At 72.1% G+C, this 15,752-nt stretch carries 13 protein-coding genes; 5 read left to right on the top strand and 8 right to left on the bottom strand.

Translation table 11 applies throughout. The features are described 5' to 3' along the window. Nucleotides 1-12: 12 nt before the first annotated feature. The 3 genes from IEY78_RS15550 to IEY78_RS15540 all read right to left on the bottom strand — a co-directional run bounded on the left by IEY78_RS15550 (nt 13) and on the right by IEY78_RS15540 (nt 3,022). Entirely contained in the window at nt 13-744 is a 732-nt protein-coding gene (locus tag IEY78_RS15550) for a class I SAM-dependent methyltransferase (protein ID WP_189098601.1), read from the bottom strand. 142 nt (nt 745-886) lie between these two features. Beyond that, nucleotides 887-1,126 carry a chaplin gene (locus tag IEY78_RS15545; protein ID WP_189098600.1) on the bottom strand — a complete coding sequence of 80 codons (240 nt, stop codon included), beginning with the start codon at nt 1,124-1,126 and terminating at the stop codon, nt 887-889. 225 nt (nt 1,127-1,351) lie between these two features. Then, entirely contained in the window at nt 1,352-3,022 is a 1,671-nt protein-coding gene (locus tag IEY78_RS15540; protein ID WP_229699969.1) for a purine-cytosine permease family protein, read from the bottom strand. Between the two features lie 224 nt (nt 3,023-3,246). Here IEY78_RS15540 and IEY78_RS15535 point away from each other — a divergent pair, with 224 nt between their 5' ends. Continuing rightward, nucleotides 3,247-4,647, top strand: a complete 1,401-nt coding sequence (locus IEY78_RS15535; RefSeq protein ID WP_189098599.1) for a tetratricopeptide repeat protein — start codon at nt 3,247-3,249, stop codon at nt 4,645-4,647. A gap of 66 nt (nt 4,648-4,713) precedes the next feature. Here IEY78_RS15535 and IEY78_RS15530 read toward each other — a convergent pair whose 3' ends face one another. After that, nucleotides 4,714-6,099, bottom strand: coding sequence for an MFS transporter (locus IEY78_RS15530; RefSeq protein ID WP_189098598.1), 1,386 nt, complete (start codon nt 6,097-6,099; stop codon nt 4,714-4,716). Nucleotides 6,100-6,356: 257 nt separating this feature from the next. Here IEY78_RS15530 and IEY78_RS15525 point away from each other — a divergent pair, with 257 nt between their 5' ends. The 4 genes from IEY78_RS15525 (at nt 6,357) to IEY78_RS15510 (ending at nt 11,376) form a co-directional block, all read left to right on the top strand. Further along, complete coding sequence (locus IEY78_RS15525; RefSeq protein ID WP_189098596.1) at nt 6,357-7,397, top strand: NAD(P)-dependent alcohol dehydrogenase; 1,041 nt, start codon at nt 6,357-6,359, stop codon at nt 7,395-7,397. A 38-nt stretch (nt 7,398-7,435) separates the two neighbouring features. Beyond that, nucleotides 7,436-8,224, top strand: coding sequence for a DeoR/GlpR family DNA-binding transcription regulator (locus IEY78_RS15520; RefSeq protein ID WP_189098595.1), 789 nt, complete (start codon nt 7,436-7,438; stop codon nt 8,222-8,224). A gap of 158 nt (nt 8,225-8,382) precedes the next feature. Continuing rightward, on the top strand, nt 8,383-8,955 hold the full coding sequence (locus IEY78_RS15515; RefSeq protein ID WP_189098594.1) for an AMIN-like domain-containing (lipo)protein: 573 nt from the start codon (nt 8,383-8,385) through the stop codon (nt 8,953-8,955). Between the two features lie 180 nt (nt 8,956-9,135). Further along, nucleotides 9,136-11,376, top strand: a complete 2,241-nt coding sequence (locus tag IEY78_RS15510; RefSeq protein WP_189098808.1) for a HelD family protein — start codon at nt 9,136-9,138, stop codon at nt 11,374-11,376. Nucleotides 11,377-11,429: 53 nt separating this feature from the next. Here the strand turns inward: IEY78_RS15510 and IEY78_RS15505 are convergent, their stop codons facing one another. The 4 genes from IEY78_RS15505 to IEY78_RS15490 all read right to left on the bottom strand — a co-directional run bounded on the left by IEY78_RS15505 (nt 11,430) and on the right by IEY78_RS15490 (nt 15,752). Continuing rightward, nucleotides 11,430-11,996, bottom strand: a complete 567-nt coding sequence (locus IEY78_RS15505; protein ID WP_189098593.1) for a GNAT family N-acetyltransferase — start codon at nt 11,994-11,996, stop codon at nt 11,430-11,432. Nucleotides 11,997-12,118: 122 nt separating this feature from the next. Continuing rightward, nucleotides 12,119-13,000, bottom strand: a complete 882-nt coding sequence (locus IEY78_RS15500) for a carbohydrate ABC transporter permease (protein WP_229699968.1) — start codon at nt 12,998-13,000, stop codon at nt 12,119-12,121. Continuing rightward, nucleotides 12,997-14,400: an ABC transporter permease gene (locus tag IEY78_RS15495; RefSeq protein WP_229699967.1), complete on the bottom strand. Its 1,404-nt coding sequence runs from the start codon at nt 14,398-14,400 to the stop codon at nt 12,997-12,999. Before IEY78_RS15495 ends, IEY78_RS15500 begins: the two co-directional genes overlap by 4 nt. A 17-nt stretch (nt 14,401-14,417) precedes the next feature. Then, nucleotides 14,418-15,752 carry an ABC transporter substrate-binding protein gene (locus tag IEY78_RS15490; RefSeq protein ID WP_189098592.1) on the bottom strand — a complete coding sequence of 445 codons (1,335 nt, stop codon included), beginning with the start codon at nt 15,750-15,752 and terminating at the stop codon, nt 14,418-14,420.

Here is a 15,752-nt window from a genome sequence, read left to right as displayed (position 1 = left end):
CGGATGCTGCGGTCACCGGGTGCGGGTGGCCACCACCAGGCGGCAGCGCGGGCTGCCGTCGGGGCGCCGGCCCAGCTCCGGCAGCGCCTGCAGCTCGACGTCGAACCCGGCCCGGGCCAGCTCCGTGCGCACCTCGGCGAGCCGGAACGTCCGGTAGTACATGACGAAGCTCGGGTGCCACAGGGCGTTGCGGACCCGCATCGCGGCGTCGAAGGCCAGCAGCGACCAGTAGGCCCGTGACCCCGGCCGGGCGGGCGCCACGATCGGGAAGACGAACCGGCCGCCCGGGCGCAGGACGGAGTGGACCTGCGTGAACAGCTGCGGCCGCTCCCGGGGCAGGAAGTGCCCGAACGCGCCGAAGCTCACCGCGAGGTCGAAGTCCGGCCCGAAGGGCAGGGCCAGGGCGTCGGCGCGCACCCACTCGACCCGTGGCGCGGTGGCCGCTGTCCCCGCGGCGGCCCGGCCGGCGGCGAGCATGCCCGCACTGCGGTCGACACCGGTGACCCGCTCGCGGCAGACCTGACGGAGTACGTCCATCCCGGCGCCGGTACCGCAGCACACGTCGAGACCGCTGTCGAACGGGCCGAGCGCGCGCACCGCGCGGGTGACCGGGCCGAGCACCGCGTCCGGGGTCCGGAACGGGGTGCGGTCGAACTTCGGGGCGAGCAGGTCGTATCCCCGCTCGACGGAGGACAGCGCCTGAACGGCGAGTTCACGGAGTGTGGGGCCCTGGGGTGCGAACATCGCCCCCAGCATAGAGGCGGACCGGCCCAGCGACGGCCGGTCATGACCTGGCCCCCGGTGACGTCACCGGGGGCCAGGTCCTCTTCGGACGGCACGGTGCCGGGGCCGGCCAGGGCCCCGGCCGACGCCTGTCCGCCGGGCGTCAGCCGCCGAAGCAGGGAGTACCGAAAGCGGGGTTGAGCGCTCCGATGACGCTGATGGTGTTGTTGCAGAGGTTGACGGGGATATGGATGGGGATCTGGATGGTGTTGCCGGCCACGATGCCCGGTGAGTCGGACGCCGTCCCCGCGGCGCCGCTGTCGGCGGTGGCCAGACCGGCACCGCCGAGGACGAGGCCGCAGGCGCCCGCAGTGACGAGGACGTTCTTGATCCGCTGAGCCATCGATCCGTCTCCCTACTGGTGGAGGAGAGGCGGCCCCTGGCGCCGGGCCCCTGGAGGCACCGGCGCCACGGCTGTGCGCCGCCCTGACAAGGCTGTCGTTCCCCGCCGGCTCCCGGTCCACGGACGACACGCCCGAAGAGCAGACCTTCAGGTGAGAGGGCCGGCCGTGTTGACGATCAGGCGGACAACGGCGCACAACGGGCGGGCCGTCGGAGGGAGTCGACGTCAGGCCGGTGCCGCGGGCAGCATGTGGGTGCCGGTCCGGTCGGTGCTCAGGCACAGGGAGCAGACGACCTGGTCATGGCGCTGGCAGGCGGTGACGTCCGGGCGCTCGAACTCCTGCCGGCACACATGGCAGGTGTACGTGACCGCGCTGGGATTGCCGTCCGCGTCCAGCAGCGGGGCATCGATCCCGTCCGTGGTGCGCCGCAGGTAGAAGCGGCCCTTGGTCAGCACGGCCATCAGCGGGGTCAGCACGAAGGCGATCAGCGCGGCCGCGACCGGTGAGTACGGCTGGAGCGCGTCTCCCAGCGCATGGAAGTACAGGGCGATCGACAGGCCCGAAGCGGCGGTGAACGACACCACGCCGACGGGGTTGACCGCATGCAGCATGCCGCGGCGGAACTCGGGGACCTTCGGGGAGAGTTTGAGCAGGTACTTGTTGACCATGATGTCGGTGGCGACGGTCACGATCCAGGCGATGGCGCAGTTGGAGTAGAACCCGAGGACGGCGTTGAGGAAGCGGAACATGTCCGCCTCCATCAGCACCAGCGCACAGGCCAGGTTGGCGAGGACGAACACCATGCGGCCCGGGTAGCGCCTGGTGACCCGGGTGAACGAGTTCGTCCAGGCCAGCGAGCCCGAGTAGGCGTTGGTCACGTTGATCTTGATCTGGCTGATCACGACCAGGACCACCGCCAGCGGGATGACCAGCCAGGAGGGCATCATGGCCGCGAAGGCGCCGGTGAACTGGTGGATCGGCTCGGTGGCCGCGGCCGGTCCCGCGGCGGCGAGCAGGTAGACGGCGAGGAAGACCCCGATGGCCTGCTTGAGCGCGCCGAACACCACCCACCCGGGGCCCGCCAGCACCACCGCCGTCCACCAGGCGCGCCGGTTCTGCTCCGTCCTGGGCGGCATGAAGCGCAGATAGTCGACCTGTTCGCCGATCTGCGCGATCAGGGACAGGCAGACGCCCGCACCCAGCAGCACCGAGGCGGCGTTGATGCCGCTGCCGCCGCGGGAGCCCGTATACGACAGGAAGGTGTGCACGGTGCCGGGGTCGGTGATGACGAGATACAGCAGCGGCCCGACCATCAGCAGCAACCACAGGGGCGTCGTCCAGACCTGAAGCTTGCTCAGCGCCTTCATGCCGTAGACGACCAGCGGGATCACCATGCAGGTCGAGACCAGGTACCCCAGCCACAACGGCAGGCCGAGGCCCAGCTTCAGGCCCTGCGCCATGATCGAGCCTTCGAGGGCGAAGAAGATGAAGGTGAAGCTGGCGAAGATGACGCTGGTCAGGACCGATCCGTAATAGCCGAAGCCGGAGCCCCGGGTGATCAGGTCCAGATCGATGTTGTAGCGCGCTCCGTAGTAGGCGAGCGGGAAGCCGGTGACGAAGATGACCACGGCGGCGACCAGGATCGAGGTCAGCGCGTTCGCGGTGCCGTGGGTCAGCCCGATGCCGGCGCCGATCGAGAAGTCGGCCAGGTACGCGATGCCGCCGAGCGCGGTGGTCGCCACCACCATCGGTGTCCAGCGGCGGTAACTGCGCGGCGCGAACCGGAGGGTGTAGTCCTCCAGGGTTTCGTTGACGGCTCTGTCGGCGGGTGCCGCGGCCTCCGGAGGCTGTCGGCTGCTGTCGGGGAGTGTCACCGCATCCGGTCCTGAGTTCATGGCCGGGACAGTAGGCAGGTCGTGTTTCCCGTGAGGTCATCGCAGATGAAGCGGGTGTTTCCGCCGGGACGCGGAACGTCCCGGCCCCGGAGACGTCAGCGGTGCGGTGGCTCCGTCTTTCCCGCCTCCGAGTGGGTAACGATGGGATCCAGCGGCACATACGACGGGGTGCACCCGGCCGGCACCCCGGATGGATCCCCCGTACCCCACCCGCAGGAGTCAGGATGACAGCGGACCGACACGGACACCCGATGAGCCACACCGGCGCCGAGGCCGTGGCCCCTTACGAACAGGCCCTGGACGACCTGCTGTTCTTCCGGCCCCGGGTGGCGGAGTCGGCACGGTCGGTGCTGGACGCCGCGCCGCGGTCGGTGATGGGTCAGGTGCTGGCGGCGTATCTGGGCGTGTTGGGGACCGAGGAGAAGGACGCGGTCGCGGCCCGGGGCGGCTTCGGCCGCTTCCGCTCCGGTCTGGACACCGAGGACCTCACGCCCCGGGAGCGGATGCACCTCGCCGCCGCGACGGCATGGCTGGACGGCGATCTGCGCGGCGCCGGCCGCCTCCTCGGCGAGATCGGCATCGCCTTCCCGCGCGATGCGCTGGCGCTCTTCGCCGGACACCAGCACGACTTCCTCACCGGGGACGCCCAGCGCCTGCGCGACCGCATCGGCGGCGCACTGGACGCCTGGCCGCAGGACGATCCGCACCTCGGGCCGCTGCTGGGCATGTACGCGTTCGGCCTGGAGGAGTCCGGCCACTACGCGCACGCCGAGGAGGTCGGCCTGGCGGCCCTCGACCGGCATCCGGGCGATGTGTGGGGCATCCACGGCGTGGTGCACACCTACGAGATGCGGGGACGCTTCACGGACGGCATCCGCTTTCTCGACGCCCGCCAACAGGACTGGGCGAGCGGCAGCCTGCTCACCGTCCACAACTGGTGGCACTACGCCCTCTACAGCCTGGAGTCCGGCGACACCGCCCGGGTGCTGGAGATCTACGACGCCGCCCTGCACCACGAGGCCTCGGCTGGGGTGGCGATGGAACTGCTCGACGCCGCGGCCCTGTTGTGGCGCCTGTATCTGGCCGAGGACGAACAGAGCGCACGGTGGGCCCGCCTCGCGGACGCCTGGGAGAGTCGTGACGACGGCCCCTACTACGCCTTCAACGACGCCCATGCGGTCATGGCCTATGTGGGGGCGGGCCGGATCGCCCGTGCCGAACGCCTGGTCCAGGAGCGGGAGGACTGGCTCGTGGGGGAGCCGGCTGTCGACAACCGGGCCATGACGGCCGTGATCGGCCTGCCCGTGTGCCGCGCCCTGATCGCGTACGGGCGGCGGGACCACGCCCGGGCCGTCGATCTGCTGCTGCCCGTCCGCCACCGGCTGCACGAGTTCGGCGGCAGCCACGCCCAGCGGGACGCGATCCAGCGGACGCTGGTCGAGGCCGCCCTGTGCGCCGGCCGTGCCGAGTTGGCCCGGACCCTGCTCAGCGAACGGAGCCGGCTGCGTCCGCTCTGCCCGTACAACTGGTCCGCCAAGGCCCGTCTGGAGGAGCGGTTCGGCGACCCGGCGCGGGCCGCGGCCGCCCGGGAGCGTGCCGCGGCGCAGGCGTCGGGCCGGGCGTGAGCGGATGCCCGGGGGCGGCCGCGGCGGGGCCGGTTCGCCCGCGCCGGGGCCGTCGGCCGTCGACGGTCAGAGCCGACCCGCCGAAAGGCCCGCCCCGCCGGTCTCCGGTACGGCGGCCGGTGCCGCCGGCGGCTCGTCCGCGAGTTCGTCGGCCGGTGCGGTGAACTCCGGGTCGGGCTCCAGGAACCGGATGGCGACCGCGGTGGCGAGGTGGAGGAGGGCGAAGATCCAGACGATGCCCGCGACACCGACCGGTCCGAGGGCGAGGGCGACGATGGCCGGTCCGGCGAAGGTGCTGGCCCCGGCGCCCAGGTTCAGGGCCGACATGGCCTGGCCCTTGTGGCGCGGTGCCAGCGCCGGGACCAGCGCGGAGATCGGTACGTAGCCGGCGAGGGCGATGCCGTACAGGGCGGCGGCCACCGCGGCGGGCAGGAAGTGCGGACCGGCCACGACGGGGACGTAGTACAGCCCGAGGCAGGTGACCGCGCAGGCCACGGCGCCGAACCAGGTCATGGTGCGCTGCCAGCCGAGCCGGTCGCCGACGGCGCCGAAGAACAGGTTGGCGAAGATGTTCGCGGCGAACATCACGCTGAGCAGCCGCAGCCAGCCCGAGGTGCTGAACCCGACCGTCTCGGTGAAGAAGAACGGCAGGCAGACCAGGAAGCCGAACTGGGAGCCGGTGCTGAAGACGCGCACCGCGGCGCCGACGGCCACCCGCGGCCGGCGCCGCATGATCGAGACGCTGCCCGCCAGGGTCGCCAGCGGACGCTCGCCGTGCGGGGCGAGCGGGGAGCGCCCGGTGGGTTCGCGCACCAGCAGCAGGGCGAGCAGCCCGCCGAGCGTCACCAGCCCGAGCGCGCACCACAGGGTGCGGTACGAGCCGATCGCGGGGATCGTGGCGCTGGCCACCAGTGAGCCGAGGGTCGGCAGCCCGCCGGTGAAGGCGAACCAGTACCAGCCGACGGCGGTTCCCATCCGCCGGGGCTCGGTCGCCGCGGTGACCCACACCAGGAACCCGTAGGCGAACAAGGGGTAGCCGAAGCCGCGCAGCCCGTAGACGAGCAGCAGCAGCGGGTAGTTCATGGCCGGCAGCGCCACGGTCAGCAGGAGCACCTGGAAGACCAGCCAGATGGCGAAGCCGGCGGTCATCACCCGCCGTGGCCCCCACAGGTCCGACAGGGCGCCCGAGAGCCAGGCCCCGATGGCGACGGTGACGCCGTAGACGGCGATGACCACCGCCGCGTCGGCCTTGCCCATGCCCTGGTCGGCCAGGTACTTCGAGAAGAAGCCGGTCTCCACGCCGTCGCCGGTCATGAACAGCAGAACTCCCACGAAACCCCAGGTCAGGGCCGGGGGTATGCCCATGCGTGCGGGCAGCGAGCGGAGCCGGCCCGGCTGCGGTGCGCCGGCGGCCGGGGTCCGTACGGGCGGGAGGTGGGCGGAGCTGCGCATGGGCTCTCCAGAGGGGGAGTCGGGCGGGGGAGCGGCGAGGTGGGCGCGGGTGGGGGAAGGGGCGCGCCCTCACCGCTCGGTGCAGGGGAAGTCCGCGCAAAGTCTTCTCGTATTTTGTGCGAAGTCAAGGGTTCACTGATAGAAAAAGAAGAGGTAGCGTGCGGAAACCGGGAGCGCCGCGCCGGCCCGCCGGCCTCGGCACCGGACCCCGCGACACCCCTCCTCTCTCCACACCCCCAGGGAGCCGTGAGCCCGCCATGACCGTCACCTCCGCGATTCCCGCCACCATGCGAGCCGCCGTCCTGCACGGGCCCGAGCAGCTGCGCATCGAGGAACGCCCCGTCCCCACCCCCGGCCCCGGGGAGGTACTGGTACGCGTCGAGGCGGTCGGGACCTGCGGCTCGGACGTGCACTACTACCGGCACGGACGCATCGGCGACTTCGTCGTCCGCGCACCGCTCGTCCTCGGGCACGAGGCGGCCGGCACCGTGGTCGCCGCCGGCCCGGGAGTCGAGGCGGAACGGATCGGCCGGCGCGTCTCCATCGAGCCCGGCACCCCCTGCGGCAGCTGCGCGGAGTGCCGCGCGGGCCGCTACAACCTGTGCCTCGACATGCGCTTCCTCGCCACCCCGCCGATCGACGGCGCCTTCTGCGCATACCTGGCCGTGCACCAGGACTTCGCCCACGAGGTCCCCGACTCCCTCACCATCGAGGAAGCCGCCCTGCTGGAACCGCTGTCCGTGGCCGTCTGGGCCTGCCGCAAGGCCCGGGTGGCCCCCGGCGACCGCGTACTGATCACCGGCGCGGGACCGATCGGCCTGGTCGCCGCCCAGACGGCACAGGCCTTCGGCGCGCGGGAGGTGCTGGTCACCGATGTCGTCCCGCACCGGCTCGCACTCGCCCGGGCCACCGGCGCCACCGTCCTCGACGTCTCCGACATCCCGCTGAGCCAGGCGGAGTTCACCCCCTCCGTCCTGCTGGAGTGCTCCGGCGTCCCCGCCGTCAGCGGCGAGGCGATCCGCACCGTCGGCCGGGCCGGCCGGGTGGTGCTCATCGGCATGGGCGGCGACGAGGTACCGCTGCCGGTCAGCCGGGTGCAGCACCACGAACTGGAGGTGACCGGCACCTTCCGCTACGCCCACACCTGGCCCACCGCCATCGCCCTGGTGCAGTCGGGCGCGGTCCGGCTCGACTCGCTGGTCTCGCACAGTTACGGTCTTGCCGAGGCCGAGGACGCACTGGCCGTCGCCACCCGCGACGCGACAGCCGTGAAGGCCGTGATTCACCCCCAGCGGTAGGCGCGCTGCCGCTGTCCGACCGGGAAGGGGCGGCCCCGATGGCTTCCACACGGTCGTCGCTGGCCGAGGTCGACCGGCGACGGCAGGACGTACTGGCCCATGTCGTCGAGCACGGCGAAGTGCGCATCGACGAACTCGCCAGACGCTTCGGGGTCAGCCTCGCGACCATGCACCGCGATCTGGACCAGCTCGCCGAACGCCGGCTGCTGCGCAAGGAACGTGGGCGGGCCGCGCCCTTCCCGACCCTCACCATGGAGACCGCCACCCGCTTCCGGCTCGGGGTGAACCTCCCGGTGAAGGAGGCACTGTGCGCCGCCGTGGCCGACGAGGTGCGGCCCGGCAGCACGGTGGTGCTGGACGACTCCACCACGGTCTTCCCGCTCGCGGCCCGCATCGCCCGGACCGAGGCGGTCACCGTGCTCACCAACTCCCTCGGCGTGGCGCGGCTGTTCGACGACACGCCCGGCGCCGATGTCACGCTGCTCGGCGGCCGCTACCGCGGGGAGTTCGGCTCCTGCGTCGGCCCCGAGGTGCTGCGCGCCCTCGGCCGCATCCACGCCGATCTCACCGTGATGTCGGCGGTGTCGGTGCTCGGCGGCCGGCTCTTCCACCCGATCCGCGACTACGCCGAGATCAAGGAAGCCATGCTGGACTGTGCGCAGCGCTCGCTGCTGCTGGTGGACCACACCAAGTTCGGCAAGGCCGCCACGCACGCCTACGGCGACATCGGCCACTACGACCGCGTCGTCACGGACCGCGGCACACCGGCCGGGGAGCTGGCCGAACTGCGGCGCAGGGGCGTGCCCGTGGACGTGGTCGACGTCTGACCGCCGCCCCCGACCGGCCCGGGCACCCCGCCCGCACCTGCCGTTTTCACGACACCGTGGCCCTTCTTCGGCCACATGCCGGCCCGCGTACAACCCCGCCACCGCCGCGCCCGTCCTACCGCACGATGCTGTGCTCGGATCTTCTCTGGAGGTAGGACATGCGACGGTGGAGGACAGTGGCGGCCGCACTCGTGCTGGCGGGCGCCGGGGTGGCGGGCACGGCCGGCGCGGCCGAGGCCGCGACCGGTCCGGTGGGCAACGCCGCGCCGACCGCGGCCTGTTCGGCCGTCTGGGGCAGCGGCGACAAGTCAGCCACGGACGCGGGCGCCGCGCCGCTCACCGGCATCAGGACCGGCCGGCACGCGTGCTACGACCGCATGGTGTTCGACACCGGCGCCGCTGGCCCGCTCGGCTACCACGTCGGCTATGTCGACGCGTTCCATCAGGACGGCTCGGGCGCGCGGATCCCGGTCAAGGGCGGCGCCATTTTGCAGATCTATGTCTCCGCGCCCAGTTATGACCCGGCGACCGGTCAGCAGACCTACGCCGGGGCCGCCGGCAAGTCGCTGCCGGGCGTGGACATCAGCGGATACCGGACATTCACCGACACCAAGTTCGGGGCGAGCTTCGAAGGGCAGACCCAGGTCGGCCTGGGCCTCCGCGCCAAGCTCCCCTTCCGGGTGCTCCAGTCCGGCCACCAGCTGATCGTGGACGTCGCCCACGCCTGGTGACCTGCCCGGTCCCCGGTGGCCCACCGCTCGGACGCACAAAGAGAAATACCCCGGACTGAATTGACAGCCGGGGTATTTCTCTGCGTATATTGAGGGCTTCTGTGTCTGCCTGAATTCAAGACCTGAGCCCAACTTCATTCCGAACCATATCCGAGCGGAGCTGAATTGTCAAACGAGGAATTGCGGCACGAGCAGGAATTCATCGACCTGCTCTATGCACGCCTCGCGGAAATGCGGACCGGGGCGGCGGCGACGGTCACCGAAGCCCTGCCGCGGGAAGGGAACAACGCCCAGGCACGCCTGGAGCGCGATGTACTGGTCGCCGAACAGTCCGGACTGCTGGCCGCGTTCGACGCCGGCGAACACGGCCTCTGCTTCGGCCGGCTGCTCTTCCGCGACGGCCGCGACCACCACATCGGCCGCATCGGCATCCGGCGCGACGACGCCGAGCGCACCCCGCTCGTCATCGACTGGCGGGCCGACGTCGCCCGGCCGTTCTACCTCGCCACCGGGCACACCCCCATGGGCCTGCGCCGCCGGCGCCACCTCACCACAGAGGGCCGCAGGGTCACCGCCCTGCACGACGAGATCCTGGACCTCGCCGACGCCGTCCGCACCGGGCACGAGGGCAGCGACGCGGACGCCGTGCTGCTGGCCGCCCTCGACGCGGCGCGCACCGGGCGGATGCACGACATCGTGCAGACCATCCAGGCGGAGCAGGACGCCATCATCCGCGCCCCGCACGACGGCATCCTCGTCGTGGAGGGCGGGCCCGGCACCGGCAAGACCGTCGTCGCACTGCACCGCGCGGCCTACCTGCTCTACGCGCACCGGGAGCAACTGGCCCGCCGCGCCGTGCTGATCGTCGGACCGAACCCGGCCTTCCTCGGCTACATCGGAGAGGTACTGCCCTCGCTGGGCGAGACGGGCGTGCTGCTCGCCACGCCCGCCGAACTCTTCCCGGGCGTGACCGCCACCGGCACCGAGACCGCCGAGGCCGCCGAGATCAAGGGCCGCGCGGCGATGGCGGACGCCCTGGCGCACTTCGTACAGGACCGCCAGACCCTGCCCGACCCGGCCATCGTCATCGACCACGACGACGGCGAACTCCGCCTGGACGCGGACCTCGCACGCGCGGCACGCCGGCACGCCCGCGCCGCGGACCTGCCGCACAACCTCGCCCGCCCGCACTTCGCCTTCCACGTCATCGACGCGCTCACCGCGCAGCTCACCGAACGCCTCGGCGCTGACCCCTACGGCGGGCCGAACCTCCTGGGCCCCGACGACATCGCCCAGCTCGGCAAGGCCATCGCCCTCAGCCCCGACGTGCACGGCGCCATCGAGGAGCTGTGGCCGGCCCTCACCCCGCAGCAACTGGTCGCCGACTACCTCGCCGAGCCCGTCCACCTCCCCGACGCCGACGCGGACGCGATCCGGCGCACCGCGGGCGGCTGGACCCCCGCGGACATCCCCCTGCTGGACGAGGCCGCCGAACTCCTCGGCGAGGACGACGCGGCCGCCCGCGCCGCCGCCGAGGCGCGGCGCCAGGAGCAGATCGCCTACGCCCAGGGCGTGCTCGACCTCTCCTACGGCTCGCGCACCCAGGAGTTCGAGGACCGCGACGACGAGGAGTCGGAGGTACTGGCCGCACGCGACCTGATGGACGCCGAACGGCTCGCCGACCGGCAGGAGGAGGCCGACCACCGCACCGCCGCCGAACGCGCCGCGGCCGACCGCACCTGGGCCTTCGGCCACATCATCGTCGACGAGGCGCAGGAGCTGTCCGAGATGGCCTGGCGGCTGCTGATGCGCCGCTGCCCGATGCGCTCGATGACGCTGGTCGGCGACCCGACGCAGACCGCCGAACCGGGCGGCTGCGGCACCTGGGAGTCGATCCTCGCGCCCTACGCCGGCGACCGCTGGCACCATGTCCGACTCGGCGTCAACTACCGTACGCCGACCGAGATCATGGAGCTCGCCGCGCGGGTGCCCCGGTCTGCGGACCCCGCCTTCGCGCCGCCGCGCTCGATCCGGTCCACCGGCGTCCGTCCCTGGGCGCGGCGCACCGACGACCTGGCCGGTGCGGTGGCCGAGGCCGTCGCACACGAGGCGTCCGAGGCGGGGCGGCTCGCGGTGATCGCCCCGCACTCCCACTGCGCAGCCCTGTCCGCGGCCCTCCCGGACGCCTCCGCCGGGGCCGCCCCGGACCTGACCAGCCCGGTGGTGGTGATCGACCCGCGCCAGGCCAAGGGGCTGGAGTTCGACACCGTGCTGGTGGTGGAACCGGCGGAGTTCGGGGCCAGCGACCTCTATGTCGCGCTTACCCGGGCGACCCAGCGGCTGGGCGTGCTCCACACCGAGCCGTTGCCCGCGGCACTGTCGGAGCTGTCGGAGCCGGGGACCGGGGCGTCCGACCGGTGACCTACGGGCCGAGGGGCGCCGCACGACGACCTGCGGTGCCCCTCAGCTACTCCCTAACTCCTGTTCGGCGTCGGGGTGTTGCTCTGGTGAGCCGCGGCGGAGATCCGGTACACCACACTCGGGCGCCGCGGGCCGTCGGCGGCCTCGGGATCGTCGAAGTCATCGGCCGGATCGCGGGTCATCCCCAGGCGGCGCATCACCGCCTGGGAGCGGAGGTTGGTGGCGGTGGTCACGGCGAGGATCTGCGGCAGCCGGAGGGTGGCGAAGCCGTAGTCCAGGACGGCGCGGCCGGCCTCGGTGGCGTAGCCGTGCCCCCAGGCCGAACGCTGCAGCCGCCAGCCGGCCTCCACCCCCGTGAACGGCATGCCGTCGTTCACCGGATCCAGCCCGGCCATGCCGATGAACTCCCCGGTCGCACGCACCTCGACGGCCCACCACCCCCAGCCGCGCCGTGCGAGATCGGCCTGGAAGGCGGCGGCGGACGCCTCGCTCCGCTCGCGGGTGAGCACCTCGGGGAAATGGGCCCGGACCTCGGGGTCGGCGTTCATCGCCGCCCAGGGCCCGAGGTCGGACGCCCGCCATTCCCGGAGGGTCAGTCGCTCGGTACGCAGTTCGGACATCGCGCCAACGTAACCGGCTCCCGGCCGCGGGGCGAGCGATATATGGCCCCGGGCCGCGCGCTCCCGGATGCCGTCCGCACGCGGTGTCCAGGAGCGCCCGGCCGGATCGGCGGCCGGGGCCGCTACTTGACCGAACCGGCCATGATGCCCTGCACGAAGTGCCGCTGGAAGGCGAAGAACACGATCAGCGGCACGATCAGGGACAGGAAGGCGCCGGGCGCCAGCACCCCGATGTTGCTGCCGAACTGCCGCATCTGCGACTGGAGGGCCACCGTCAGCGGCTGCGAGGCGTTGTCGGCGAAGAGCAGGGCGACCAGCATGTCGTTCCACACCCACAGGAACTGGAAGATGGCCAGGCTCGCGATCGCGGGGCGGCCCAGCGGCAGGACCAGCTGGGAGAAGATCCGCCACTCGCCGCCGCCGTCCATCCGGGCGGCCTCCAGCATCTCCTTGGGGATCTCCGCGAAGTAGTTGCGCAGCAGGAAGATGGCGAACGGCAGCCCGTAGGCGGTGTGGAACAGCACGACGCCGGGGATGGAGCCGAACAGCCCGAGCGCGCCGAACAGCTTGGCCACCGGCAGCAGGCCGATCTGCACCGGCACCACCAGCATGGCGACCACCACCAGGAAGATCCAGTCGCGGCCGGGGAAGTCCATCCAGGCGAAGGCGTACCCGGCCAGCGCGGCGATCACCACGACGGCCAGGGTGGTGGGCACCGAGATCAGCACGGTGTTCCAGAACGCCTGGACGATGCCCGAGTCCTTCAGCAGCGCCGCGTAGTTGTCCAGCGAGAGCTGCCCGGGCGAGGTGAACGCGGTCCACCAGCCGCTGCCGGCGTTGGCCTCCTCCGTCCGCAGGGACGAGAGGAAGAGCCCGGCCGCGGGGGTGAGCCAAATCAGACCGATGACCAGCAGGAACAGCTGGATCACGCCGCGGCTGAGCCACTTCGCCGGCCGTGCGGCCACCCGCTTGCGGGGCGCGGCGGTTCCCTGAGCGGTGGTCATGACTGGCTCCTGCGGAAGCGTCGGATGTTGAGGGCCATGGCCGGGAGCACCAGCAGGAGCAGCAGGACCCCGAGGGCGCTGCCGAGCCCCTGGTTGTTGCCGCCGCCGAAGGAGACCAGCCACATCTGCAGGGCCAGGACGTTGGCGTCCTGCTGCACGGGGCCGGGAGCGATGATGTAGACGAGGTCGAAGACCTTCATCACGTTGATCACCATCGTCACGAACACCACCCCCAGGACGGGGCTCAGCAGCGGCACGGTGATCCGGCGGAAGACCTGCCACTCGCCCGCGCCGTCCATCCGGGCGGCCTCGAGCACGTCCCGGGGCATCGAGGAGAGCCCCGCGCCGATCAGGACGAGGGCGAAGCCGGTCCAGATCCACATGTAGGCGCCGATGATGGCGGGGGTGATGAGCGCCGGGCCGAGCCAGGAGATTCCGCCGTAGGGAGCGGCGAAGTCCTTGGCGGGGAGGTGCACGGTGTAGGACCCCGGGGCCAGGTGCGGCAGCCGGTAGGAGCCGTCCGGGCCGGTGGTGGCCGTGGCCGCCACCTTGCCATGGGCGTCGAGAGCCTCGACGGAGAGCTTCGGCAGCCCGCGCTCACCGCGGTCCACGGCGCCGGGGGTGCCGTGCCCGCCGGGGGTGAAGTCGAGGTAGACCACGCCGCGCAACTCACCCGGTGCGGCAGGGGACTTGGCGGCCGGCGCGGCGGGGCGTGCCTGGCGCGGCATGTCCTTGGGGGCGACGCCGACCAGGCCGAGGTCGGCGGTGTGTCCCGGGCTCGCGCGGTGCGCCGTGCGGTAGGAACCGTCGTGGCCCTTGGTGAGCTGCCTGTTGCCCAGGCGTGCCTTGGCGGTCGGGAAGGAGGCGGACTCCCCCTGGAACCGGTCGTGGACGCCGACGGCGACCGCGTTGAGCACGCCGCGCTGCGGATCCTGCTCGTAGGTGAGCCGGAAGATGATGCCCGCGGCGAGGAAGGAGATCGCCATCGGCATGAACATCAGCAGCTTGAACGCCGTCCGCCAGCGGATCTTCTCGGTCAGCACGGCGAGCACCAGGCCGAGCCCGGTCAGCAGCGCGGGGGCGAAGACGACCCAGATCGCACTGTTGCGGATGGCCCGGAGGGTGGCCGGGTCCTGGAACATCGCGGTGTAGTTGTCCGCCCCGACGAAGGTGTCACCGGAGGCGTCGTACATGCTGCGGACGACCGAGAACACGATGGGGTAGGCGACGAGGGCACCCAGCAGCACCAGCGCCGGGAGCAGGAAGAGCACGGCGATCCGCCGCCGGCGCCGGACGGCCTGCCGCACGGCGGCACCGGGCTTGCCGGGTGTGCCGCACGGGGGGAGGGACGCGGTGCCGCGCGCCGGGGCGGGCGGCACCGCGGGAGAGGTGACAGGCATCGATCGGGCCTCGGTCCTTACTTTCCGTACGCCTTGGCCGCGGCGGCCTCGAGCTTGCGGGCGGTGGCCGCGGGGTCGGAGGGGTCGCGCAGGAAGTCCTGCAGCAGCTTCCACTCGCCGGCTCCCTGGGTGCCGCCGAAGGCAGCGGGGGCCTGATCCGACATGTCGAAGCGCACCGAGTTCCCGGCGTCGGTCAGCGACTGCGCGGCCTTGCGGGTGACCTCGTCGTGGTACGCGCTCGCCGGGACCTTCTTGTTGGGCGAGATGTAGCCGCCGGCCTTGGCCCAGACGCCGGCCGCCTCCGGGCTCGCCAGGTACTTCACCAGTTCCATGGCGGCCTTCTTGTTCTTTCCTGCCTTCAGCACCACGGCGGCGTCACCGCCGCTGACCACCGGCGCCTTGCCGCCGCCGACCGCGGGGAAGGGGTAGAACTTGGCGTCCTTGCCGACCTGTTTGTGGAGCTCGTCGGTGACCAGGGCGCTGACGAAGTCACCCTCGTAGACCGAGGCGGCCTTCGGGTCCGGGCCGAAGACCTGCTGGACGGACTCGGGGAAGTCGGTGCGCAGCGCGCCCGATCCGCCGCCGGCCACCAGGTTCTTGTCGCCGAACAGCTTGCCGAGCGCGGTGAGCGCCTTGACCACGCTGGGGTCCGTCCACGGGATCTGGTGGGCGGCGAGCTTGTCGTACTTGTCCTGGCCGGCCTGGGAGAGGTAGATGTTCTCGAACCAGTCGGTGAGCGGCCAGCCGGCCTCACCCGCGACGGCGAACGCGGGGACGCCCGAGTCGGAGAGCGTGCGGCCGGACTTCAGCATCTCGTCGTAGGTCTTCGCGGGCTTGACCCCGGCCTGCGCGTAGGCCTCCGGGCTGTACCAGACCGTCGACTTGTGCGAGGCCTTGAAGTACAGGCCGTAGTAGGTCTTGCCGACCGTGCCGTAGTCCTTCCACACCTGCGCGTAGTTCTTCTGGGCCGCGGCGGCGACCGCCGGGGACAGGGGGGTCAGCCAGCCCTTCTTGGCGAACTGCTGGAGCACGCCGACCTGCGGGACCATCACCACGTCCGGGGCGTTGCCGCCCTCGACCTGGCTGCCGATGACCGTGGAGACGTTGTCGCCGGTGGAGGAGAAGCTCACCTTCGCGCCGGTCTTGCGGGAGAACGCGTCCAGCACCTTCTTGAAGTTCTGCTGCTCCACGCCGGTCCAGACGCCGGCCACGGTCACGTTCTGGCCGCTGAGTTCCTGCTTGCCGCCCCCGGCGGACGCGCCGCCGCCGCACGCGGTCGCGGAGAGGGCCAGGCCCAGCACGGCCGCGCCGGAGAGGGCGGCACGGGTGTGTCGTACTGCGGGTCGTCTCAT

This window comes from Streptomyces kronopolitis (assembly GCF_014646275.1).
GTDB lineage: Bacteria > Actinomycetota > Actinomycetes > Streptomycetales > Streptomycetaceae > Streptomyces > Streptomyces kronopolitis.
The sequence above is the reverse complement of the archived record's forward strand: the minus strand, read 5'-3'. Positions and strand labels throughout refer to the sequence as shown.